17 protein-coding genes and 2 pseudogenes are annotated in these 23978 nt (G+C 38.3%); 8 read left to right on the top strand and 11 right to left on the bottom strand.

What is annotated here, in order from left to right:
- Nucleotide 1: 1 nt before the first annotated feature.
- The gene (hydA, locus tag ACAN53_RS15435) at nt 2-1423 is read right to left on the bottom strand and encodes a dihydropyrimidinase (protein WP_379971101.1); all 1422 of its coding nucleotides are present in this window, start codon (nt 1421-1423) and stop codon (nt 2-4) included.
- A 336-nt stretch (nt 1424-1759) separates the two neighbouring features.
- Here hydA and ACAN53_RS15430 point away from each other — a divergent pair, with 336 nt between their 5' ends.
- Nucleotides 1760-3313, top strand: a complete 1554-nt coding sequence (locus tag ACAN53_RS15430) for an HD domain-containing phosphohydrolase (RefSeq protein WP_379971049.1) — start codon at nt 1760-1762, stop codon at nt 3311-3313.
- Nucleotides 3314-3351: 38 nt separating this feature from the next.
- Here the strand turns inward: ACAN53_RS15430 and ACAN53_RS15425 are convergent, their stop codons facing one another.
- Nucleotides 3352-3885, bottom strand: a complete 534-nt coding sequence (locus ACAN53_RS15425) for a flavodoxin domain-containing protein (protein WP_379971048.1) — start codon at nt 3883-3885, stop codon at nt 3352-3354.
- Nucleotides 3886-4246: 361 nt separating this feature from the next.
- Between ACAN53_RS15425 and ACAN53_RS15420 the strand changes: the two genes are divergently transcribed.
- On the top strand, nt 4247-4774 hold the full coding sequence (locus tag ACAN53_RS15420; RefSeq protein WP_379971047.1) for a DoxX family protein: 528 nt from the start codon (nt 4247-4249) through the stop codon (nt 4772-4774).
- Nucleotides 4775-4842: 68 nt separating this feature from the next.
- Here the strand turns inward: ACAN53_RS15420 and ACAN53_RS15415 are convergent, their stop codons facing one another.
- Nucleotides 4843-5490 (bottom strand): HAD family hydrolase, encoded by a 648-nt coding sequence (locus tag ACAN53_RS15415; protein WP_379971046.1) that lies wholly within the window; start codon nt 5488-5490, stop codon nt 4843-4845.
- 83 nt (nt 5491-5573) lie between these two features.
- Nucleotides 5574-6980, bottom strand: coding sequence for an amino acid permease (locus ACAN53_RS15410; RefSeq protein ID WP_379971045.1), 1407 nt, complete (start codon nt 6978-6980; stop codon nt 5574-5576).
- 286 nt (nt 6981-7266) lie between these two features.
- On the opposite strand from ACAN53_RS15410, the gene ACAN53_RS15405 reads away from it, so the two are divergent.
- Nucleotides 7267-7785, top strand: coding sequence for a DoxX family protein (locus tag ACAN53_RS15405; RefSeq protein ID WP_379971044.1), 519 nt, complete (start codon nt 7267-7269; stop codon nt 7783-7785).
- A 95-nt stretch (nt 7786-7880) separates the two neighbouring features.
- Here ACAN53_RS15405 and uraH read toward each other — a convergent pair whose 3' ends face one another.
- The 4 genes and pseudogenes from uraH to ACAN53_RS15385 form a co-directional block, all read right to left on the bottom strand.
- A complete protein-coding gene (uraH, locus tag ACAN53_RS15400; protein ID WP_379971043.1) occupies nt 7881-8234 on the bottom strand; it encodes a hydroxyisourate hydrolase in 354 nt (117 codons plus the stop codon).
- Nucleotides 8235-8245: 11 nt separating this feature from the next.
- A pseudogene (gene pucL, locus ACAN53_RS15395) lies at nt 8246-9740 on the bottom strand (factor-independent urate hydroxylase).
- A gap of 25 nt (nt 9741-9765) precedes the next feature.
- On the bottom strand, nt 9766-11082 hold the full coding sequence (locus ACAN53_RS15390) for a nucleobase:cation symporter-2 family protein (protein ID WP_379971042.1): 1317 nt from the start codon (nt 11080-11082) through the stop codon (nt 9766-9768).
- Nucleotides 11083-11321: 239 nt separating this feature from the next.
- Complete coding sequence (locus tag ACAN53_RS15385; RefSeq protein WP_379971041.1) at nt 11322-12926, bottom strand: PucR family transcriptional regulator; 1605 nt, start codon at nt 12924-12926, stop codon at nt 11322-11324.
- Between the two features lie 236 nt (nt 12927-13162).
- Between ACAN53_RS15385 and ACAN53_RS15380 the strand changes: the two genes are divergently transcribed.
- The 4 genes from ACAN53_RS15380 (at nt 13163) to ACAN53_RS15365 (ending at nt 18172) form a co-directional block, all read left to right on the top strand.
- Nucleotides 13163-14215 (top strand): Rieske 2Fe-2S domain-containing protein, encoded by a 1053-nt coding sequence (locus tag ACAN53_RS15380; protein ID WP_379971040.1) that lies wholly within the window; start codon nt 13163-13165, stop codon nt 14213-14215.
- Between the two features lie 67 nt (nt 14216-14282).
- Nucleotides 14283-15530: an allantoate deiminase gene (allC, locus tag ACAN53_RS15375; protein ID WP_379971039.1), complete on the top strand. Its 1248-nt coding sequence runs from the start codon at nt 14283-14285 to the stop codon at nt 15528-15530.
- 14 nt (nt 15531-15544) lie between these two features.
- Nucleotides 15545-16795 (top strand): pyridoxal-phosphate-dependent aminotransferase family protein, encoded by a 1251-nt coding sequence (locus ACAN53_RS15370; protein ID WP_379971038.1) that lies wholly within the window; start codon nt 15545-15547, stop codon nt 16793-16795.
- A gap of 27 nt (nt 16796-16822) precedes the next feature.
- Nucleotides 16823-18172, top strand: a complete 1350-nt coding sequence (locus ACAN53_RS15365) for an allantoinase (RefSeq protein ID WP_379971037.1) — start codon at nt 16823-16825, stop codon at nt 18170-18172.
- A gap of 84 nt (nt 18173-18256) precedes the next feature.
- On the opposite strand, the gene ACAN53_RS15360 is transcribed toward ACAN53_RS15365, so the two are convergent.
- Nucleotides 18257-20344 carry a GAF domain-containing protein gene (locus ACAN53_RS15360; RefSeq protein WP_379971036.1) on the bottom strand — a complete coding sequence of 696 codons (2088 nt, stop codon included), beginning with the start codon at nt 20342-20344 and terminating at the stop codon, nt 18257-18259.
- Nucleotides 20345-20691: 347 nt separating this feature from the next.
- Here ACAN53_RS15360 and ACAN53_RS15355 point away from each other — a divergent pair.
- Nucleotides 20692-20820: pseudogene (locus ACAN53_RS15355) on the top strand (PLP-dependent transferase); the annotation flags it as partial.
- A gap of 119 nt (nt 20821-20939) precedes the next feature.
- Here the strand turns inward: ACAN53_RS15355 and nspC are convergent.
- Nucleotides 20940-22076 (bottom strand): carboxynorspermidine decarboxylase, encoded by a 1137-nt coding sequence (gene nspC, locus ACAN53_RS15350; RefSeq protein ID WP_379971035.1) that lies wholly within the window; start codon nt 22074-22076, stop codon nt 20940-20942.
- A gap of 11 nt (nt 22077-22087) precedes the next feature.
- Entirely contained in the window at nt 22088-23287 is a 1200-nt protein-coding gene (locus tag ACAN53_RS15345) for a saccharopine dehydrogenase family protein (protein WP_379971034.1), read from the bottom strand.
- Nucleotides 23288-23978: the final 691 nt, after the last annotated feature.

The following is a 23978-nucleotide window of genomic DNA, read 5'->3' as shown; positions in this document are numbered from 1 at the left end:
ATTATTCCTTTGTGCTAGTTGCAAATTGTAATGGTTTTCCTTCTAAAGGAGCATTAAATTTTCTACGATATTGGTATTTTCCATGACCTACCTGACCTGTAAAGGTTCCTTCATGTGCAACAATTTTTCCGCGAGATAGAACATGCGTAAGAACACCTTGTATTTTCGTTCCTTCATAGGAGTTATAGTCACAGTTTGTATACTGTGTTTTTTGACTAAGCGTTCTGCTTCGTGTTGGATCAACAATGACGAGATCCGCATCAGCTCCGATAGCTATTGTTCCCTTTTTCGGATATAATCCAAATATTTTTGCAGGTCCTGCACTCGTAATTTCTACAAACTTCTGTAAAGAAATTCGTTTTTCTTGAACACCATATTGGAAAGCAATTGAGTATATTTCCTCCAGTCCAGGAATTCCATTAGGAATTTTAGCAAAGTTTTCCTTTCCCAATGACTTCTGCCCATCAAAGAAGAAAGGACAATGATCGGATGCTAGCGTAGAAAGGACTCCGGTTTGAATACCAGTCCATAAAGCATCTTGATTATGCTTTTTTCGTAGGGGCGGGGAACATACATATTTTGCTCCTTCAAAATCTGGAAGTTCTAAGTAACTTTCGTCTAATGCTAAGTACTGGGGACATGTCTCACCAAAAGCAAGTACCCCTCTTTTCTTCGCTCTTTCAATTTGATCAAGTGCTTCTTTACACGTTACATGTACAATGTATACAGGTGCCTTCGCAACCTCAGCAATTGACAGTGCGCGCCCTGTTGCCTCTCCCTCAAGTTCTGGGGGACGTGTGTAGGCATGATAAATAGGTGCTGTTTTCCCTTGAGCCAAGCTATCGGCAACCATTTCGTCAATAATGTCGCCATTTTCAGCATGTACATTTGTAACAATTCCTAGCTCGCCTGCTCGCTTCATAATTTTATACATTTCCAGATCATTAACCATTAACTCTCCCTTATAAGCCATAAATAGCTTAATGGAGGTCACACCTTCTTCATTAGCCAATATCGGCAACTCTTCCAAATAGCTGTCCTTATAACCATTTATAATAGTATGGAAGCCGTAATCAATAGCAGATAATTTCGCCTTGTCCTTCCATTCATGTAAGTTTTCTACGAGGGTTTGATCTTTTCCCGGACTTGTAAAGTTAATTACAGTTGTAATCCCACCAACTGCCGCAGCTTTCGTTCCACTCTCAAAATCGTCAGCAGTTCCTGTATTTTGAAATGGCCATGCTAAGTGAGTGTGAACATCAATCCCACCAGGAAAAACATAATTTCCATCCGCATAGATTACTTCATCCTCCATGGTCGGATGAATCGTATCAGCAATTTCTACAATCGTTTCACCATTAATGCGAATATCTGCCTTATATACATCAGCAGCTGTTACAATAATTCCGTTTTTGATAATCATCTGCTTCAAAATTAGTTTCCTCCTCTTCAAATTACTTCACATATAAATGAACTTACTTCACTTACTTGTGTTAACGAGATTGGCATCTTTACCTCCATTTCCACTATGGTTTCTTGTTTAATAGGTACATTTTATTCCATAACATGTATGTTGTATCAGTTTATGTAAGATAATCTCACCTTGATTTTAGAACATTCTGAATATTAAGCTTAATATACTGTATTAGATTCCATATTGTTATGAGGAAATAGTGAATTTTTATTTGTTCATATATACAAGGATTTATCTTTTATGTTACGTTTTATAAGGATAATCTTGGGACAGGGGCATACGATTATGTTACTCTTTAAAAAATTACAAAAACAATTACTACTCAATTACATCATAGGCACTTTACTCGCCGTTGGTGGTGTAGGCAGTGTCTTTATTTTTCATACTCTTCATCTCACACAAAATGAAAGTTACATTTTGGTGTTCATTATGCTTGTTTCCATGTTATCGATGTATAGTCTCGAATATATTGTCTATAAACATCATATAAATCCGATTAAAATTGCTCTCCTAAGTCCTAATCCTTCACTAGACATACTCAAAAAGGCCTTTACAACTGCTCATCGGCTACCAACATTAACCGTACGACGCATTTTGCTTCCACATTTGTTTGGGCTATCCGTTCCAGCATCTATTTTAGCCTTTTATTTTGTGTATACTGGTCAATTACACCTACCCTATTATTACATTGGGTTAGCATGTATAGGCGCTGTTTTGGTTGCTACACTCCATGCTTTAATTGAGTTTTTTTTAACAGAACATATTCTTCATTCACTAATCAAGCATCTTAACCATCTAGCGAAAAATTTATATAATGAATATTTCGAAATTAATAACCATGAATTCATAAGCATTCGAAAGAAGCTTTTACTGAGTTCTGCATTTATTGCCGTTTTCCCGGTCTTATTATTTACGCTTGCCTCTACTGTGCAATTAAATCAGCAAACTTCCGATAACCTCGATGGGTATTGGAGTTGGTCAATAATTATTCTTATTGTAATCGTAGCCTTGTCTGCTCTTTGCAGTATTCTATTATATGAAAATATAAAAAAACCTATATATGTATTAGAACAAAACATTTTACAAGTTAGAAGAGGGAAGTTACAGCCTATCGATAATACCTATTCGGATGAATTTGCATATGTTATTTCAGGCTTTAATAATATGATACAAGGCATCCAGAAACGAGATAATCAAAAACATATGCTTATCGAAAGCTTCTTCACCGTATTTGCGGCCACATTAGATGCACGTGACCCCTATACAGCTGGACATTCGATTCGAGTAGCTGAATATACAGTGAAACTAGCGAAAGCAGCCCGTTTAAATCCATTACAAATTGAGTTACTGCGAAAATCCGCCATGCTTCACGATATTGGGAAAATTGGAATTAAGGATGAAGTGTTACTTAAGGAAGGAAAACTTACAGACGAGGAGTTCGAACAAATTAAACAGCATCCTGTGATTGGCGCACACATATTAGAACAAATTAATCTACCAATTGAGTTGAAACCACTCCTCCCAGGTGTAAAATATCATCACGAACGATACGATGGGAAGGGCTATCCAGAAGGACTGAGCGGAGATAATATACCGCTATTTGGCAGAATAATGGCCGTTGCCGATGCATATGATGCTATGACATCCAATCGTCCCTACCGTAAAGGAATGCCTTGCGATAAGGCGCTAAGCATTATTCATTCTGGAAAAGGAACACAGTGGGATCCGTATTATGCAGGCTTATTTGTTCAGCTAATGCAAGATGAGAGTTTTGAAACTCCCACAACTAATGACGGGCTACGCCCTACGTGTGAACTTTCCCGTTTAGAAGATCTGTAAAGGGAAAGCTCCCCTCAATAACTACTATTATATCGGAGCTATTGAGGGGAAAGTAAAGAAGAATCCCCGTCTTCATTTATACGCTCGGCAAATAAAATAATTTTATCCTCAGAAACGGTCGATACATCGTTTCCTATTTCTTCATTTGAAAGATTCATTTCTGTTTTCGCAACAATCTTCACCATAAGCTTTTCCATTAAGTTCAGACTATTCCACCGAATCTCTCCTCCAAACTGTTCTACAGCTACTGCGTGTGCTACAAGTACGGAAGGAAAGGCTACCTGAAGCTGAATCTGCGCTTTTTCCTCTTTCATCATAGAGCAAAGAAAGAGTCCTACTCGTTTCGTAAGTAACACAGCGAGATTCTCTCGGCAAAAACTACTTATCTCTTGTTGAATCGTCCCCCCATATACCGATCCTCCTATAATAATCGTTTTAAAAGGTGTTAAATCAAGTACAGTTTCGTTATTATAATTTACAATCGTTACTTCCCCATGTACCTTTTCACCTAGGCTTAGACTGCACCGTTCTGTACAGCCGTGCTTAGATCCATATAGAATCAGTGTTTTCATATCAACTCTCCTTTTCATTCATTTAAGTTTGTCGAACAAGGACGTATCCATCTATTTTCCGTTCTTATAATTCGGATTATGTAAAGAACCTTGGTCTGAACATCCTATTTGAATCTACTACTATTTAATTAAACTGTACCATCTCCTACTCTATTACATAATGAACGTTTCTTACTTTTCCGTGAACGGAACAAATGAATCAGCCTATCTGCTTTTGAGAATGCTTTTCAATAATTTGTAACATTTTGTCAACATGATTGTAACAGATGGGACATCCTACCATTATTTTTTAGAATATACTAAAAGGGAAGAAGTGATAGAGCATAACTTCTTCACTATCTCAAAAAAGAGGTGTATGAAAATGGTCGTTCAATTCCTTCGTAACAATAAGTATTCAGCTATTTTAATATTGGTATTACGTTTATATGTAGGATACGAATGGATTACATCTGGATACGAAAAATTAACTGGGGGTTTTGATGCAAGCGGTTTCTTAAAAGGCGGCATCGCGAAAGCTACTGGCGCACATCCTGCCGTACAGGCTTGGTGGGCAAGCTTCCTCACACATTTTGCACTACCGAATGTTGGATTATTTAATTTCTTAATACCATGGGGTGAATTATTAGTAGGATTAGGACTTATTATCGGTTTCTTACCAAAAACTGCTGTATTCTTTGCTATGGTCATGAACTTTGCTTATCTGTTTAGTGGCACAGTTAGTACAAACCCGCAATTAGTAATCCTTTCTATGTTTATCTTATTAGCTGGTGCAAATGCTGGAAAATGGGGCGTTGATGGCTTACTCAACCATTATAATATTCATATATTCCCTAAATTCCCAAGCGCACCAAATACTCCACATTCCGATGGTACAAAAAGAGTAGCTTAACAAACAATCTAATGAATATAAATATAAGAAAGCACCTCCACTTCCAAAGTGGAGGTGTTTTCTTATATTTATGCTAAAAGCATATGTAATTCAGCAACACTGGTTGCAATATATGATGGAGTAGCTTCTGTTAATTCTTCTAACGTACCAAACCCATACGTTACCGCCACCGAGGATATATGGTTCTCGTTTGCTCCTACTATATCGTATTTGCGATCTCCAATCATCACAATAGATTCAGGGTCCAAATGATACTTTTGAATAATATGTGCAATCACTTCAGCCTTCGAAGTACGAGTCCCATCTAAATTACTTCCAATCACATCATCAAACAATGAATCCATTTGAAAATATTTAAGAATACTGGTCGCAAACTCTGTAGGCTTAGATGTTGCTACAAATACTTTCTTCCCCTGTTGCTTTATGTCCTCTACTAATTCTCGAAATCCTGGATACAATTCATTTTCAAACATACCTTGCTTCGTAAAATATTCCCTGTAGTACCTTATTGCTTCCTTACATTTCTCATCGGAAAATCCATAGAATTCAGTAAATGACTCCTTTAAAGGAGGGCCAATGAATAGTTCTAGCTTTTTAGTGTCCCCCTCTGTAATTCCCATCTTATGTAACGCATATTGAATAGAAGTAACAATTCCAACTTTCGGATCCGAAATAGTGCCATCTAAATCCAAGAGTATAACATCAAAATGATTCATTTTTCTTCCTCTTTCCATACCCATCATGTTTTCTTACTATACTAACAAATTCATTTGGGTTTCGAAACAAAAAGAATAGATGACTACTTCTCATACTTTTCTTCGTTTATTTCTGGTAAAATCTCTTCGGATGCCTCCATATTTAGTGACTCTAATCGAAATGGTTGTTTTCTTTTTTCTACTGCTGTGACTTTCATGATTCCATATACAGTAGTATAAAAAACAAGTAATGCTAGGCCCGCTACTAGCCCTGTTCCTTGCCCAGGTACTAGCGGCATACTTGCTACAATAGCAACCAAACTGATTAGTGTAAACCAAGAGGCAAAAGGATAACCTGGTACCTGGCACATAGTTTCTCCCGTACACTGTCTATTCTTTCGAAGCTTCAAGTGGGAAGCAATGATCACAATATATGTAAATAAAAGCGAAAACCCTCCTGCGCTCACTAAAAACAAATATACCTGTTTTGGAAGTAGTAGCCCGAGCCCAAGTCCTGCAAGCATCGCTGCACCTGAAACGAGAATTCCCTTGTATGGTATATTTCCCCTTCCCTCTAACCATGAAGGAGCATGTCCTTCTGCCGCTAGTGAACGCAGCATTCTAGCCAGTCCAAATGTCGAAGCAATCATCGTAGACAAAATAGCAGTCACTAGCACAATCGTAATGACATTCCCTGCCCAGCCGAACCCATGGCTCGTAAGTGCTACCACAAATGGACTTGCATCCCCTGTTAGATTTCTTGCCTGAACGAGGGGCAACAAAACCATAATAGATGCAAGATACAGCCCGATTAAACCAAATACCGTAAAACGAATCGCCCGCGGTACGGTAACCTTCGGATTGCTTGCCTCAGATGCAGCAAGCCCAATCACTTCAAACCCTGCATAGATAAACATTACAATTAGCATACTTCCGGCAATACCACTTATACCATTTGGAAGCAGCGGCTCATTCAGAGTAGTGCCTGCACCTATGCTTGTTCGATTCCAGCCCGCAATTAATGCTACGCCAAGAATAATGAAGCCCACAATAGCAAACACCTTTATCGCAGCAAGTGCACTTTCTAACTTACCTAGACGCTCCGTTCCAATAAGATTCAGAAGAGTTACCCCGATGATTATGACGGCACCAATCAAAGTCAGGGAAAGAGAAGGAAACCATCCTTTTATAAAAATCGAGACCGCCGTCGCTTCACTCGACATTGCAAGAACGAGCCCTGTCCAATATACCCAACCAACAACAAACCCTGTACCTCTGCCAAAAGCATGCTCTGCATACGCCCGGAAGGATCCTGTTTGTGGATCTGCTACAGTCAGTTCGGAAAGTGAATAAAGAATCATATAAACCAATGCACCGCCAATGATAAAGGAAATGATTACAGCAGGGCCTGCTTCTCGCACAGCTAACGAAACTCCTAGAAAAAACGAACCACCAATCACCGTACCAAACGCCATCATCGCCATCGTCCACACGGAAAGTCCTTTGCTCAAGTTGATTCCTCCTAGATGAATACTGTTTATAAACAGTATTTGTTAACTGGAAGGTGTTTATGTTTCCTAATCACAAAACAACATGTAATATGTCCTTGGCAGAATCAAATGCCAAGTAAGAATCTATCTGGGCATTTTGTGAATTCTACCGTTCAAATTATTGTCAAACTAAACCAATAAAATCGTCACATTTAGAACCTCTTTCTCGTAAAAATGTATAGTATCATACTAACAGGAAGGAAATATATAAAAATTCCTTACTAAACTTATTACAGGGGGTACTCTTATGGTTCTTCAATTTCTTCGCAACAATAAGTATGCAGCTATTTTAGTATTGGTATTTCGTTTATATGTAGGATACGAATTTATTACATCAGGATATGAAAAGCTAACCGGTGGATTTGACGCAAACGCTTTCTTAAAGGGAGCTATTAAGAATGCTACTGGTGCGCATCCTGCTGTACAAGCTTGGTGGGCAAGCTTCCTTACCCATTTTGCTATACCTAACGTTGGATTATTTAACTTCTTAGTACCTTGGGGAGAATTATTAGTAGGATTAGGCCTTATTATTGGTTTCTTACCAAGAACCGCTGTATTCTTTGGAATGGTTATGAACTTTGCCTATATGTTTAGTGGTACAACGAGTACAAATCCACAGTTAGTGCTTCTTTCTATGTTTATCTTATTAGCTGGTGCGAATGCTGGAAAATGGGGCGTTGATGGCTTACTTGCAAAATATAACATTCATCTATTCTCTAAATCCCCAAGTTCACCGGATTCAGATGGTTCTAAAAGGGTAGCGTAACAAAATAGCATATAGATATAAATGAAACCACCTCAGCTTCCAATTTGGAGTTGAGGTGGTTTTTTTACTTCACTAGCAAATGATTATAGATTTTCTTAACTTCCCCTATAAACCTGATACCCATAAGGTGAGATCAACAACGGGACATGATAATGAAACGCAAGGTCCGAAATGCCAAATCGAACGGGAACTTTATCTAGAAAAGGTGGTTCCAGTAGCTTTACCCCTAGTCCTTTAAAATAATCACCAATATAAAAAACAAGTTCGTATTCGCATGCAGCCATTTCCTCTGAAAAAAGCAAAGGGAAATCAAGTCTTCCGTCTCCATTTGTCACTACTGTTTTCAGCCATTCCCGCTTTTGAAGTCGTAACATATAAAGTTCAATTTTTACATGAATAGCTGGCTGACCGCTCGCTATATCTAAAACATGAGTTGTTAGTCCTGACATAAGCTCTCCTTTTACCCAAGTGTCGTCTCTTCCGTAGCACTATTCGTTGCATAATTCATATTTTCTTTCGTAACAGTGAATACTTGGAACCCATAAGGTGGTCGCGGTTCCGTATAAACTTTTCCAATGGATCCAGGTATTTCTTCCACAACCGTTTCCCATGTATGATTTTGTGATTCAAATGTTACTTCTAATAATTGCGGGAACCTCGTTAGAATACGGCTACCAATCTCATAAATTAAATTTTGAATCGAAGGTGTTTCTAATTCATGAAAAGTCGAAGAAGCAATATCTTTAATTTGTTCCGCCGCAACATAGTTGAACGGATTATTACCAAATGCATCTTCTGTTTCTTCATACACCCAATGAATATTCAAATAGATAAATAGCGGACGATTTCCGTCTTCAGGTAAAGTCGTGTACTCATCACGAATAAAGCCAACAAAGGAATTCCCACTTACTTTAATTAACTGCAAATCAAGAATCGCACTACTCTGCTTCAAAATCTCGGTACCATCCTCCGAACGCGTCATTTCAATTTGGGATTGGACCCGTTCATTTCGAGATCTCTTAAAAACGAGATTGCTCGTTTTCAACTGTTTCGATGAAGCTTCTGTCACAGGTTCAAATGGGACATCCTCTGCAATCATGGAAATGCTTTCAATATGCGAATACGTCTTTAAGAATTGCTCCGCTACATATGCTACAAACCCCTCGGACGTAGAACCCTCATAGCGGCCTAAGTGTCTTTGAATAAAATTCTTCATTGAATCTGTTGCCACAACCATGGAATTATCTCCATCTGTAAACGAAGGAATGAATTGTTTTCCGGAAACCGCTACCTTTACATTTAAGCCAAATAGAATGTTCCCCCTACCCGAAAAATCGGACTCTGGTATGTTCTGTATACCTATTAACGGTTTTACATACGTTCGATAGGCGAACACATCTCCCTTCCCATAACAAAGTGTTTGTTCGGATGATTTATTTTTCATCGCAATGTCCCCCCTAATAGATTATTTTTTCCTGTAAACGAAAGAAAGCAATTTTATAGATTTCCGACAGTGCCGTCTCAAACTCAACTAGTTGTGAATGGTTCACTCTTGTTTCCATCGCCTTATAAATATCCTGTTTATCTTTCCCTTTGACTGCTAGGATAAAGGGAAAGCCAAACTTCTTCATGTACCTCTCGTTAAGCGCAAGAAAACGATTATATTCCTCTACTGTGAGTTCCTTTAGCCCTGCTCCCTGTTGTTCTACATTCGAATCCTTGCTCATTGCCACCCTTTCCCCTAGATTTGGATGCTTTTGAATAAGCAAAAGCTTCTCCTCATTTGTCGCATGCTTAACAATGGCAACCATCGCTGCATGCAACTCCTCTAACGAAGTAAAGGGTTTTGATATGGCTGCCTTGGCTGCAATCCACGATGAATGTTCAAATATACCACCTAGCATAGCTGTAAACTCATCGTTACTTGTTTCATTTAAGGAACGGAGTGTTATCACGGTTTAGATCACCTCTACATGAGCTTTACGCCATCAGTTTTTTATCATCTGAAATAACTTCATCTTTTTTCGTGCTTCGTTTTGAAAGGAATAGGTTTAACAAGATAGCTGTAATGCTTCCGGTAATAATTCCATCTCCTACAATAATTCGAATAGCCTCAGGCAGTCCTTTGAATAAATCTGGAACCACTGTCGCACCCAAACCTAATGAGACAGAGCATGCAATTACAAGAAGATTGTTATTATTTGAAAAATCAACTTCAGTCAATATTTTTATTCCGGAGGAAACAACCATTCCAAACATGACAACTGTTGCACCGCCTAAAACTGCTGATGGAATAAGGGTAGCAAGAGCAGCTATCTTTGGAACCAATCCAAGAGCAATTAAAATACAACCAGCATATACAACAACGTTTCGTTTTTTCACTCCAGTCAATTGCACGAGACCGACATTTTGCGCGAATGTGCTATACGGAAAAGCGTTAAATATTCCTCCTAATATAAACGACAAACCCTCAGCGCGGTATCCCCGCGTAATATCCTTTTCCGTTAAATCTACATTACATATTTTTTCAAGTGCTAAAAATGCACCTGTTGATTCCACAAGAATAACGGTTCCTACTAGAACCATTGTTAACACTGGAACAATTTCAAAGGTTGGTGTACCAAAATAAAACGGAGTGGGCATATGGAACCAAGAGGCTCCTGCTACAGCTGCAAAATTCATTTTCCCCATAAAAGAAGCTGCAACTGTTCCTAATATAATTCCAATTAATACAGATATGGATTGCATAAATCCTTTCAAATACCGATTTAGGATTAAAATGATAAGTAAAACACCAAACGAAAGAATGATATTTTGTATCGATCCAAAATCAGGACTATTTACACCTCCGCCCATATTTCTAATACCTGTAGGTACTAACGATAATCCAATTATGACTACTACAGAGCCGGTTACAACAGGTGGAAATAAAGCTACAAGCTTTCCGTATAATCCTGCGAATACGACAATGAATAACCCTGCTGCAATAATAGATCCATATATAGCAGCAATTCCATAGGTTGTTCCAATTGAAATCATAGGAGTAACAGCTACAAATGAAGTTCCTAAAACTACAGGGAGTCCAATTCCAAAAAAGCGATTTTTCCACGCTTGGAGTAGCGTAGCAATTCCACATGTTAATAAATCAATAGCAATCAGGTAAGCTAACTGTTCAGGAGTAAACTTCAATGCCTTACCTACGATTAATGGAACTAAAATGGCACCTGCATACATCGCGAGAACGTGCTGTAACCCCAAAGAAAACACCTTCGATTGACCATTGTGCTCTGTTGTCATAGAAAAGCTCCCTCCCAATATTATTTTGATACAAAATATCACATCAGCCATCCTGTTTGTTAGAAAACATTACAAATAATGTAATTATTATTAACATAATAATCCATATTCAAATGATTGTCATTAGAATTTCATCCAATTCCAGCGGTGCTTACTATGCAATTTGCATAAAGCGAAAGGTCTATTTACAAAAAAAGCTTGGCAATCATTACATGATCGCCAAGCTTTTTGCAGATTATTTATATGTCTAATAATGTTTTAATACGCAAAGCAACTCGTATTTGCAACGTGGTTTCCCCATCTTTTAAACTTCTCCCAAGTAGTTCTTCACATTTTTCTAATCGATATATAACTGTATTTCGATGAACAAATAATTTTTTAGCGGTCTCTGAAATTTGAAAATTTGTTTCTAAATATACGGACAGTGTTTGTAGAAGTGTTTGTGATTCAATCGTGTCTGTAAAATTTTGCAATACGTATGAACAAAAGTTTTTTAGATCATCTTGAGGAATTGTTCGAAGCAGCTCCATAATATCCTTCGTTCGGTAAAATTGAATCACTGTAGTTTTTTTAGAAAGTCTTCCTTCTTGAAGTGCATCCGTAGCTTCTTTTAAAGCACCATTTACATTCAAGAAATTCGTGCACATATTACTAACCCCAAATGAAATCGTATAACCAAAGTAACTAGCTACCTTCATTTGTAAATACCGAAGAGACGAAGAAATATAAGCGTTCGCATCTGCTACAGATTCCTTTATTTTGTATAGTAAGATACACATTTCCCCTTTTGTGAAAACGGGGATGAAAGAATCAGAGAGTTCTTCTTCTAGAAATTCATAGATTAAATCCATTTTCATTTTATGCTTGGTATAGCTCATTATAATTTCATTTTCATCAAGCATACCCGCTACACAAATGTATGTATTTTCATTTTCTAAGGAAAATTCTTTCGCTCTATTTATAATTTCTTCCGATGTAGAATAGGCACCATTCGTAAAATTGATGAAAAAATCGTTTCGTATTCTTCTCGTATATTGTTTTAACGCATCTTCTTTTAAAAGTGCAAATGAAAGAACATTTGTAGCCTGCTCAATCGTTAAGGTAGTCATGTAATCACGGCTTTGAATTTCTCCCTGAATTGCTAGAAATCCAATCTTTTTTTCACTAATGTAAATGGGAAACACCGAATATGCGGACTTACTGGATAAAATAGAAAAAGAAAAGAAGGTCGTGTTGGGCATTGAAAAGCTAAATCCGAGAGATTGATGTTTTTTAACTACAGATAAAAACTCTATAAATGATTGTGAATAATAGATAGGCTTTAAAAATTGATTAAATAGTGAGATGGGACAGGAAATTGTTTCAGACAAGCTTTCTATCAACTTCTGCATACCTTCCCCACTCATCACGAGGTTAGAGAAATGCTTATGTATTTCCATCACATTTGTTAATTCATCGGCCCGTTTATCAAGAATGATACTTAACGTTTGATTAACAATCTGTCCAAGAGATAGCTGGGGAGGGAGTTCAATAATGGGGAAGTCTAATTGATTTGCTAAACCAATCACTTCTTCAGGTATCTCCTGTAAAAACCGTTTTGTTTTAATGCCAAGCCCAGCACATTCTTGCTTTGCCATCGATTGTACCAAACTCGTAAGAAGCTCTGGTTTATCTTTAAAATGATATGCCGTTGTTACAAGTAATTCATTCGGCTTTAGATACTGAATAATATCAGGTGCATCCATCATATTTACATGAAAAACCTCTCGATTTTTCCCAGATTCTCCTGCAATTATATTCATTCCTTTTAAAAACGGAATCGTTACAAGTTCATATATTCTCATGAAAACACCCCTACAAATCATTCTAACAATAGCTACCACTATTTTAACATAATTAAAAATTAAGAATATTAGAACGAATCCTTTCCACTAATCATACAAATCTCCAAATACAAATTGTACATTCTTACAAAAATGAATATCATTGTTAGATTTTCTAACAAAAAGAGTAGTTTTCATTCTAATTATTGATACGATTTATAGAAACGAATAGGGAAAAAGAAAGGATGAGGATCCGTATGACTGAGACCAGTTTTCCTGTAAAGAAAAAAAGAGAGACTTCCTTTCCACGAGACTGCACATTCAGTAAAGAAGATTGGACCGTGCTAGCTAACTATTGGTACCCCATTTCACGGATTGATGAGATTTCGGAAAAACCGTTGGCAGTTAAACTGCTTGATGTGGACCTTGTTGTTTACAAAGCAAATGAAAAAATAATAGTGGCGCGGGATCTTTGCCTGCACAGGGGGACCCCACTCAGTATGGGCTGGGTCGAAGGAGACAATATCGTCTGTCCCTATCATGGGTTTAGCTATGGACCAACCGGAAATTGTACATCCATTCCCGCCCATCCAGATGCTAACATTTCACCTCGATTATGTCTTACCATCTATCCAGTAGCATTGCGATATGGGCTCCTTTGGACTTCCTTAACAGGTGAGGAGGAAACCATACCACCGCTCTATGCATGGGATGACGAGAACTACCTGAACATTCTTCCCCCTACGATTGATATAGATGGCTCAGCTGGGCGGCAAATAGAAGGATTTTTAGATGTTTCTCATTTTGCTTGGGTTCATCATAAATCATTTGGCAGCAGGGATAATCCCTTTGTTCCAAGCTATCAGGTTGAAAAAACAGATTACGGCTTACATGCAGAGTATGTAAGTACCGTAAGCAATTATCCAAAAGGTGCAGAGCATCTCGCACCACCTGATTTTAAATGGCTTCGTGTATTTGATATCTATCCCCCTCTTGCTGCAAGTCTTACTGTTCACTTTCCGAACAATGGTCAGCTGCACATTTTAAATGTGCCATGTCCAATTTCTGCTCGGAAAACGCGGCTGTTTTCCCCGATGGCTCGTAATTTTGATAAAGATGCGCCAATTGAATTTACGTACGAATTTAATTTACGTATTTTTAATGAGGACCGTGAAATGGTAGAAGCGCAAAAGCCAGAGGAATTACCACTTGACCTACAAGCAGAGGTTCATATAGCAGCGGATAAAACATCTGTTGCCTACAGGCAGCTATTAAAACAACTCGGATTAGGCACAACCTATACGAGTTAACATGGCAAAAGTAAACGTATTATTTCATTCTACTCAGAAACGAACTAGCGGAAAGGAAGGATTGAATATGGCAATTCAAACAGATGAATCAATGATAGAAAAGCGAAGCATTGCATCCATGATAGAGTGGCTTTCCTCTTTTGGAAAAACGGAAACGGACGGAGTAACTCGTTTGTTATACTCCCCTACTTGGATGAAAGCACAACATGCTCTCAAACAAGAGATGGAAGCATGCGGATTTCAAACGTATTTCGATAGTGTTGGCAATCTTTTCGGAAGATTAGAAGGCAAGGATAAACTTGCCAAAACAATTCTAACAGGTTCCCATATTGATACCGTTGTTGATGGTGGTAAGTATGACGGTGCTTACGGTGTTATAGCTAGCTTTCTGGCCGTTCGGAACTTATTTGAGCAATACGGCGCTCCTCAAAAAACAATAGAAGTCGTTTCGTTTTGCGAAGAAGAAGGCAGCCGTTTTCCTCTCGCGTTTTGGGGATCGGGAAGCATAACAGGAAAATACAATTTAAATCATGTCGCTTCCCTAAAGGATTCTGATCAAATATCCTTTTTAGATGCGATGAAGGATGCGGGATTTGATCCCGATCAATACATCTCACCTGTCAGACGGGATATTGATCATTTTATTGAAATTCATATTGAGCAAGGACAGATTCTAGAAAGGAACCAGCATACATTAGGTCTTGTCACTCATATTGTCGGCCTACGGCGTTTTACCATCACTGTTCGCGGCGAAAGCAACCATGCAGGAACGACCCCGATGCCGTTTCGAAAAGATGCTGTTTGCATGGCAGCTGATTTCATTTCGTATGTTACGAAGAAAGCAAAAGAAATGGACCCGCATCTCGTTGCAACCGTAGGAAAAATAACAGTAACCCCAAATGTGCCGAATGTAATTGCCAGAGAAGTAGAATTTAGCCTAGATATCCGGCATCATCAAGAAAAAGTTCTAGGGCAATTCTATGATGAAATAGAAACGTATTTTCAAAGAATAGCATTCGAGGAAGAAATGGACGTTGTTATTACGAAAATCGTTGATGTAAAACCTGTTGAAATGAACACAAGTTTGACCGCTCTATCCAAAACAATTACAAGTGAAAAGAACATTCCGTTTCAATACATGATAAGCGGGGCGGGACATGACGCTCAAATTCTCGGTACGTTTTGTCCTACCTCCCTCTTATTCATTCCAAGTAAAGATGGTATCAGTCATTCCCCGAAAGAATTTACAAGCGTGGCTGATTTGCAAACGGGAATAGAAGTACTAACCGAAATGCTATATAAACTAGCTTACTAGAGGAGGATGCTACCATGACGTATTCTGAACTTTATACACCAATGCGCACAATTATGACCCCTGGTCCTGTAGAGGTAGATCCTCGCGTATTGCGGGCAATGAGTACACCTATATTAGGACAATTTGATCCAGCTTTTACAACCATTATGAATGAAGTAATGGACATGCTCCGCCAAGTGTTTCAAACGAAAAATCAATGGGCGTTTCCGGTAGATGGAACGTCACGATCTGGGAATGAAGCCATTCTTTGCAGCATCATCGAACCTGGTGACCGTGTTTTCGTTCCGATTTTCGGTAGATTTGGTCATTTACTCGTAGAAATTTGCGAACGATACGGTGCCGAAGTCCACACTATCGAATGTCCATGGGGAGAAATATTTGATCCGCAAGTCGTAATTGATGAAATGAAAAAGATATCTCCTAAAATTACAGCAATCGTACACGGAGAAACATCTACCGGCTGCATGCAACCCCTACAAGAAATTGGCGCGGCATGCAGAGAGCTGGATATTTTGCTCGTGGTTGATGCCGTCGCTTCCATTGGCGGTACTGAGGTAAAAGTAGATGAATGGATGATTGATGGCTTGATTGGAGGCACGCAGAAATGTTTGTCTGTCCCTTCTGGCATGGCACCTATTACTTATAATGAACGAATTGAAAAAATCATTTTAGCAAGAAAAAAAGTGGAACGTGGGATTGCAACCGATGAGGAGCGCCAGCACTTATCAAATCATCCACCGATTATAAGCAATTATTTCGATTTAAGTATGCTACAGGATTACTGGGGTCCAAGAAGATTGAACCATCATACCGAAGCAACCTCCATGCTCTATGCACTCAGAGAAGGATTGCGTCTTGTCCTTGAGGAAGGATTAGATACTCGTTTTGCTCGGCATAAACTCCATGAAACCGCACTAATTGCTGGTATAGAAGCAATGGGCTTACATTTGTTCGGAAACAGATTGCATAAGCTTCCTACCGTAACGAGTGTTACCATTCCTACAGGGGTAGACGGAGAATCTGTAAGAAACATGCTTCTGCATGAATTCGGCATTGAAATAGCCAGCTCATTTGGTCCCTTGCAAGGAAAAATATGGAGAATTGGTACGATGGGATTCAGCTGCCGCAAAGAGAATATTCTCTTCCTGCTCGGAGCTCTTGAAGCCGTATTGCTTCGCCATAATGTAAAAATCAACGTAGGCGAAGCGCTGCAAGCTGCACTAGATGTATACAACGTAGAATCGCACAAAACCGTTGTTTTGTAAGCTTAAAAGAAAGAAGGAGCGTTCCATATGTCTGTATATGATGTACTTATTAAAAATGGTCAGGTTGTCTTTCCAAATGAAGTAAGAAAAGCAGATATCGGCATTAAAGATGGAGTGATTGTCAATATTAGCGATCATTTGTACGGCTTAGCAGACTACGAATGGCTAGCAGATGATCAGTATGTATTTCCTGGCATGATCGATGTCCATGTTCATTTCAGCGAACCTGGACGCGAGCATTGGGAAGGATTTGAAACAGGTTCTGCTATGATGGCAGCGGGCGGATGTACGACTTACTTTGATATGCCATTAAACGGAATCCCTTCTACTGTTACAGAAAAAGCGCTCCATGAAAAAGCAGAAATCGGATTACAAAAATCAGTAGTAGATTTTGGACTATGGGGCGGACTTGTGCCAGGGAATGAAGAAGACTTAGCCCCGCTTGCACAAGCAGGTGTAATTGGCTTCAAGGCCTTCCTCTCCCCAACAGGCAATAAAGAATTTGAGGCTGTCGATGATTATACATTGCTTAGCGGGATGAAAAGAATTGCTTCTCTAAAAAAGATTTTAGCCTTGCATGCCGAGAGTGCCGCTATAACTGAATGGCTCAAACATGAAAAAGAAAAAAATGGTCTGCTTAGTAGCGATGATTATGCAGAATCAAGACCCGTCATTGCAGAAGCAGAAGCAGTAGAGCGTGCTCTTACCTATGCAGAAATTACAGGCTGCCCCCTCCACTTTGTCCATATTAGCAGTAATGCTGCAATCGAAAAAATAGAAGCTGCTAAGCAACGCGGGCTTGATGTGACCGTGGAAACCTGCCCGCACTATCTGCTATTTAACCATGAGCACCTTATAGAGAAAGGAGCAATTGCAAAATGCGCCCCGCCTTTACGAGATGAAGCAGAGCAACGCCGATTAATTGAGCATCTATTAGAAGGAAAATTTGATATGATTTCCTCCGACCATTCCCCGTGCCCCTATGAATTAAAAGATCCGGCAACCCACGATATCTTTCATGCATGGGGAGGAATCAGTGGCGGACAATTTTCTCTCATGGCAATGATTGAACTTGCCCTATCCTATAATATTTCCTTTTCAAGTATCGCAAACTTGACAGCCGCCGCACCTGCCAAACGTTTCGGTCTATCCTCTCGAAAAGGAGAAATTCGCACTGGCATGGATGCGGACCTTGCCATCGTCTCGTTGAAACCTTTCCATGTAACAAAGGAAAACTTTCAGGCTAAGCATAAACATAGTCTTTATATGGGACATACCTTCCCGTGTGAAATTATGGGGACATTTAACCAAGGTACATTGGTTGTAGATCACGGAAAGATTATGAAGAAATCAGGAAAATGGATAAAAACATCATAAACAAAAGCCCAAATCATGTATATCTCTCTACGATTTGTACATGATTCGGGCTTATTTCTTATTTAGATAGTCTACGACACATGATTACAGTTTAAATTTAACAAAAAAAGCAGTGCCAGCTTGTCCAGTTTGAATTTCAATTTTCGCATTATGACGGGCAGCTATAGCATAACTTACGCCTAAACCTAACCCCGTCCCTTTTTCCTTTGTAGTGAAGAACGGAGTACCTAATTTTTCTAATACTTCAGGCTTAATTCCTTCTCCTTGATCTTGCACCACAAGAGTCACACAATCATCTTCCTTGTACGTTCTAATCGTTAAAACTTTTCCTTCACACATTGCTTCTAAACCGTTACGGTATAAGTTGATTAATAATTGGCGTATCTCATTCCGATTCAAAAGTAACTCCGGGATGTCATTCGTATCTATTTCTATATTTTTATTTTGGTTAAACGCATCAACCTTAATTAATGGGGCCATATCATGTATGATTGCATTTAAATCTAATTTCTGTAAATCTGTTGTCCTTGTATTACTCATGGAAAGGAATTCGGTAATGATAGAATTAGCACGGTCAAGTTCTTCAATCATTACATGTAGGTAATGTTTGTACTTCTCAAATTCATCCTCTTCGTTTAATAACTGCAAAAATCCCCGTACTGTTGTCATCGGATTTCGTATTTCATGACTGATTCCTGCAGCCATTTGTCCAATTAACTCAAGCCCTGATAACCGTTTCAATTCTTTCTCATATTTCTTCGTTTCCGTTATATCCTTAACAAGACAACATATTCCTTCTTCGTCTGGGTACGAAACAATTTCATACCAATGATCATTATAATCAGAGTGGTATTCAAAATGTACTGGTATCCGTTCTAACATAACTTTATGGTATTGCTTATATAAGACTGTATCCACTAGTTCAGGAAATGTTTCCCATATATTTTTGTCCAAAACGTCTTTTGCTTTTTTGTGAGTCGGTAAAAATTGGTTCTTATTTAAATAAGTAAATCTCCAATCCTTACTTAAAGCTATAAATCCATCTGTAATACTTTCAATTACATTTAAATTTTTTTCATTGGCGATGGTTAGTTCCTTGGTCCGTTTTTCAATCATGGTTTCAAGTTGGTTCATATACAACAAGCTAGATAACGTAGAAGTCGTGGCTTCCACAATAGATTGCGCCAACTGAATTTGTGATTCCGTGTAAATAAGATCGGTTCCTTCCAGATTAACAACTGAAATGATCCCTAACACCTCATCCATTGAAACTAACGGGATCATAAATAGGCCTTTTATCCGATATTTTCGACAAATGTCATGGTTCGGTCTTTCATCTGCATATACATTTGGAATGACGATGGATTTTTTTGTTTTCATAATATGTTTCATTAATAAATCATAACTTTGGTCAATTTTTATCTTAGAACATGTCTCTACCCAATCTTCATTTGTCTCGCCATTATCCTTATATGGATTGACATGTATAATCTTTCTATTTGCTACAGGATCTAATAAGTGAACCATTATGTTAAAATTATCCAAAACCTTTCCTAAGTAAAAAAAACAGATTTGGAGACTTTCTTGCATCGTGGAACACATAGAAAGATCACGAGTCACATCAAGTAGCAGCTGCTTTTCTGAAATCAGTTTTTCCTTTTGTGTTAAATGCTTGGCATTTCGAATGGCAACTGCAACCATATTTACATACGCCTCAACACTTTGAATTTCTGATTTTGTCAAGTTCATAGCAATTCCATAATCAAATAAAAACACCAAACCATAAAGCTCTTGCTCAAATGAAATAGGTAAACCTAGAATAGATTTAATATGAAATGCTTGCACTGATGCAGGATAGGGACGATCATCCTTTGAGGTATCAGGAATGTAGATGGTTCTATTGGTTGCTATTACTTCTTTTGCCAACCTATCTATTTCAGGATCAATCACCTGTGAATCAAGAGTAACACCATTAATACTTTTTGGCTTTCCAGCAACCCCTCTGAATGTGCCATCTCCTTGTGGCAAGAAAATACCCACTGCATCACATTGGACGACTTCTTCAGATATGGCAGTCGTTACATATTCTAGCACTTCACTTAATTCTAACCTCATATTAATCAATTTTGTTATATTTGCAAGTCGGGAATACCTCGTTTGGTCACTTACCATGTGCATAACCCCAATCACTTGGTTTAATCTGTTTAGGTAGCTGTAAATATTCTTCATCGTATTCAGTATACAATCTTATGATTCTTATTTTACATTAGTCTCTATAGGATTTAATACAAAAAACTCATTTACTTTTGATAATGTCCCTCACCATTGCTCTTAAAATTCGTAGGAAGAACACTCCAATACGACACGGGAGATGTTAACACAATAGATGTATTCACATTTCCATAGGTTATGAGTCGATCAATAAGCTTCCTCATGCTATTTATATCACTGCTGGGTGGGATAAACATTCTTGTCATGTAATTGCATAAACGATACATAATTGTACATACATTAGCAATGAAGGGGGTATGAACGAAGAACAAATGAAAACAGCTGGAATTCCAGCAACTTTCATCCGCTATTAGGTTGGATTAGAACATATTGAGGACTTAAAGGCTGATTTGCTGCAAACATTACAAGCCATTTAAATTTATATGTTCATTAAATAAAGCATGGTAAGCTTTAGACAAAGGAAAGTAATGTCTAATGCTTGCCATGCTTTTGCTTCATATAACAATTAAGTTATAAACTACTAAATAACAAAACCTTAGGACAACCGAGATGCATAATCTTCGTATTTAAATTGTTTCACAACCTGAATTCCCTCTTCTTCATTAAAACGAGCAATCGAAGGGAGATTAACGCCGTTAAACATATGATTTTTTACCATTGTATAGTGGGCCATGTCACAGAATACGAGTCTATCACCTGGTTTTAATGGTTCTTTAAAGGAATAATCGCCGATTACGTCCCCGGCAAGGCATGTAAGACCGCCTAGTCGGTACGTATACGCATATTCATTCGGCTTACCCGCATCAATGATGTTTGGTCGATACGGCATTTCAATGACATCCGGCATATGACATGTTGCAGAAGTATCCAAAATAGCAATATCCATACCGTTATTTACGATATCTTCAACCGTCGCAACAAGATATCCTGTGTTTAAGGCAACTGCCTCGCCTGGTTCTAAGTATACTTGCACATCAAACTTATCCTGTACATATTGAATCGTACGAACAAGCTTTTCTACATCATAATCCGGGCGTGTGATATGATGGCCACCGCCAAAATTAATCCATTTCATTTTCTTCATATATTCGCCGAACTTTTCTTCTACTACCTTGATTGTACGTTCAAGTGTATCAGAATTTTGCTCACACATCGTATGGAAATGAATTCCATCGATACCATCTAAATCTTCTGGTTTAAGGTTCGCTAACGTTACCCCAAATCTTGAATACGGAGAGCAAGGATTGTAAAGTGGTACTTCAATCTCTGAATATTCAGGATTTACTCGAAGTCCGCATTCAATTTTTTTCGGTGATTGCTGCACTTTTTCTTTGTATTTGTTCCACTGAGAAAAGGAATTAAATACAATATGATCACAGTAGGATAGAAGCTCATCAAATTCCTGTTCTACATAGGCAGGAGCAAAAGCATGAACTTCCTTCCCCATTTTTTCGTAACCCAGTCTTGCTTCAAAGAGTGAGCTTGCTGTAATCCCCTTTAAATACTGACCAACAAGAGGAAATACAGAATACATGGAGAATCCTTTTAGAGCAAGAAGAATACTACAGCCCGTCCGTTCCTGCACCGAATTCATAAGCTCTAAATTTTTCTTAAGAAGTCTTTCGTCCACAACATAACAAGGTGAAGGTAGTGCTTGAAAATCTAGATTCATCCGTTATACCTCTAGTCTACTAATGTTGGCGCAAAGTCTTCTTGCCAAGGTAGTCCAAATTTATTCAATGCTTCCATAAATGGATCTGGATCAAATTCTTCTACATTGTATACGCCTGGTTTTTTCCAAATTCCCTTGATGACTAACATCGCACCGATCATAGCAGGTACTCCTGTTGTATAGGAAATAGCTTGTGAACCGACCTCTTTATAGCATTCTTGGTGATCACTAACGTTATAAACATAGTAAGTTTTCGGTTTTCCATCTTTCGTTCCTTGGAAAATACAGCCGATATTCGTTTTTCCTTTTGTTCTTGGTCCAAGAGATGCCGGATCAGGAAGAACAGCCTTTAAGAATTGAAGAGGAACAATTTCCTTACCTTCGTACATGATTGGTTCAATTGAAGTCATCCCAACATTTTCAAGAACACGTAAATGAGTAAGGTATTTTTCTGAGAACGTCATCCAGAATCGGATACGCTTAATTCCTGTTATGTTAAGAGCTAACGATTCTAACTCTTCATGGTGCAAAAGGTAGATATCTTTCGGACCGATTTCCGGAAGGTCGTACACTTTTTTAATTGATAGAGGTTCCGTTTCGATAAATTTACCATCTTCGTAGTAGCTACCGTTTGCAGTAATTTCACGAATATTAATTTCTGGGTTGAAGTTTGTTGCAAATGGATATCCATGATCTCCAGCATTCGCATCCACAATATCAATGGAATGAATTTCATCAAAATAATGTTTTAGAGCATATGCACTGAATACACCTGTCACACCCGGATCAAATCCGCTACCGAGCACAGCAGTTAACCCAGCTTTTTCAAATTTTTCTTTATAAGCCCATTGCCATTTATATTCAAATTTCGCCGTATCAAGCGGCTCATAGTTAGCTGTATCCACATAATGAACACCCGTTGCAAGGCATGCATCCATAATCGTTAAATCTTGATAAGGAAGTGCAACATTAATAACAACATCTGGTCCGAAGCTCTTGATTAATTCAATTACTTCTTCTGTTTTATCAGCATCGACCTGAGCTGTTTGAATCTTTGTGCGACCACCGGATAATTTATCTTTTAAAGCATCACATTTTGAAACTGTTCTGCTTGCAATACATATTTCTTCGAAAACTTCAGAATTCTGACAACATTTATGAACCACAACACTAGCAACACCGCCAGCGCCAATAATTAAGGCTTTTCCCAATTCACTAACCTCCATCTATCAGATTAAATAAGCATCATTTTACAGAAAAACTTTCAAAACATCAAGGAAAACTAAAAAGACAGATAATTCATGCCTTCCTAAACAAAATAAAAGGACTCCCTAATGCAGAAAAAACCTTCTACATGAAGAGGATCCATAACGTTTTCACTATACCAAAACTTACTGGTATTGAAAAGAGAATTTAAGCTTTTAATGAAAAAATTACATTATTTCTTCTCAAATGTATATATTTTACAATATTTTGAAATATTATTTCAGTACCGCCCATTCGCTCTACATCCACCTATTATTTAGCATTTCTGCAAAGTTTGCTATTGCATTTTGTAGATGTCGGTAAAAAGTTGCCCTACTCATATTACACGCCTTCTCGGCGCCTTTTTTCCTTTACGGGCTTCAATCTGCCTCTTTGCTTACCGCTTTCCCTGCTTTTTTTCCTTCGCGGGCTTCAATCTACCTCTTTGTTTACCGCTTTCCCTGCTTTTTTTCCTTCGCGGGCTTCAATCTACCTCTTTGCTTACCGCTTTCCCTGCTTTTTTGTCTTTACAGGCTTCAATCTACCTCTTTGCTTACCGCTTTCCCTGCTTTTTTGTCTTTACAGGCTTCAATCTACCTCTGTGGTTACCGCTTTCCTTGCTTTTTTTTCTGTGCGGGCTTTAATCTACCTCTTTGC

This window comes from Ectobacillus soli, assembly GCF_042610425.1.
Taxonomy (GTDB): Bacteria; Bacillota; Bacilli; order Bacillales; family Bacillaceae_G; genus Ectobacillus.
This window is presented reverse-complemented; position numbering and strand designations above follow the sequence as displayed.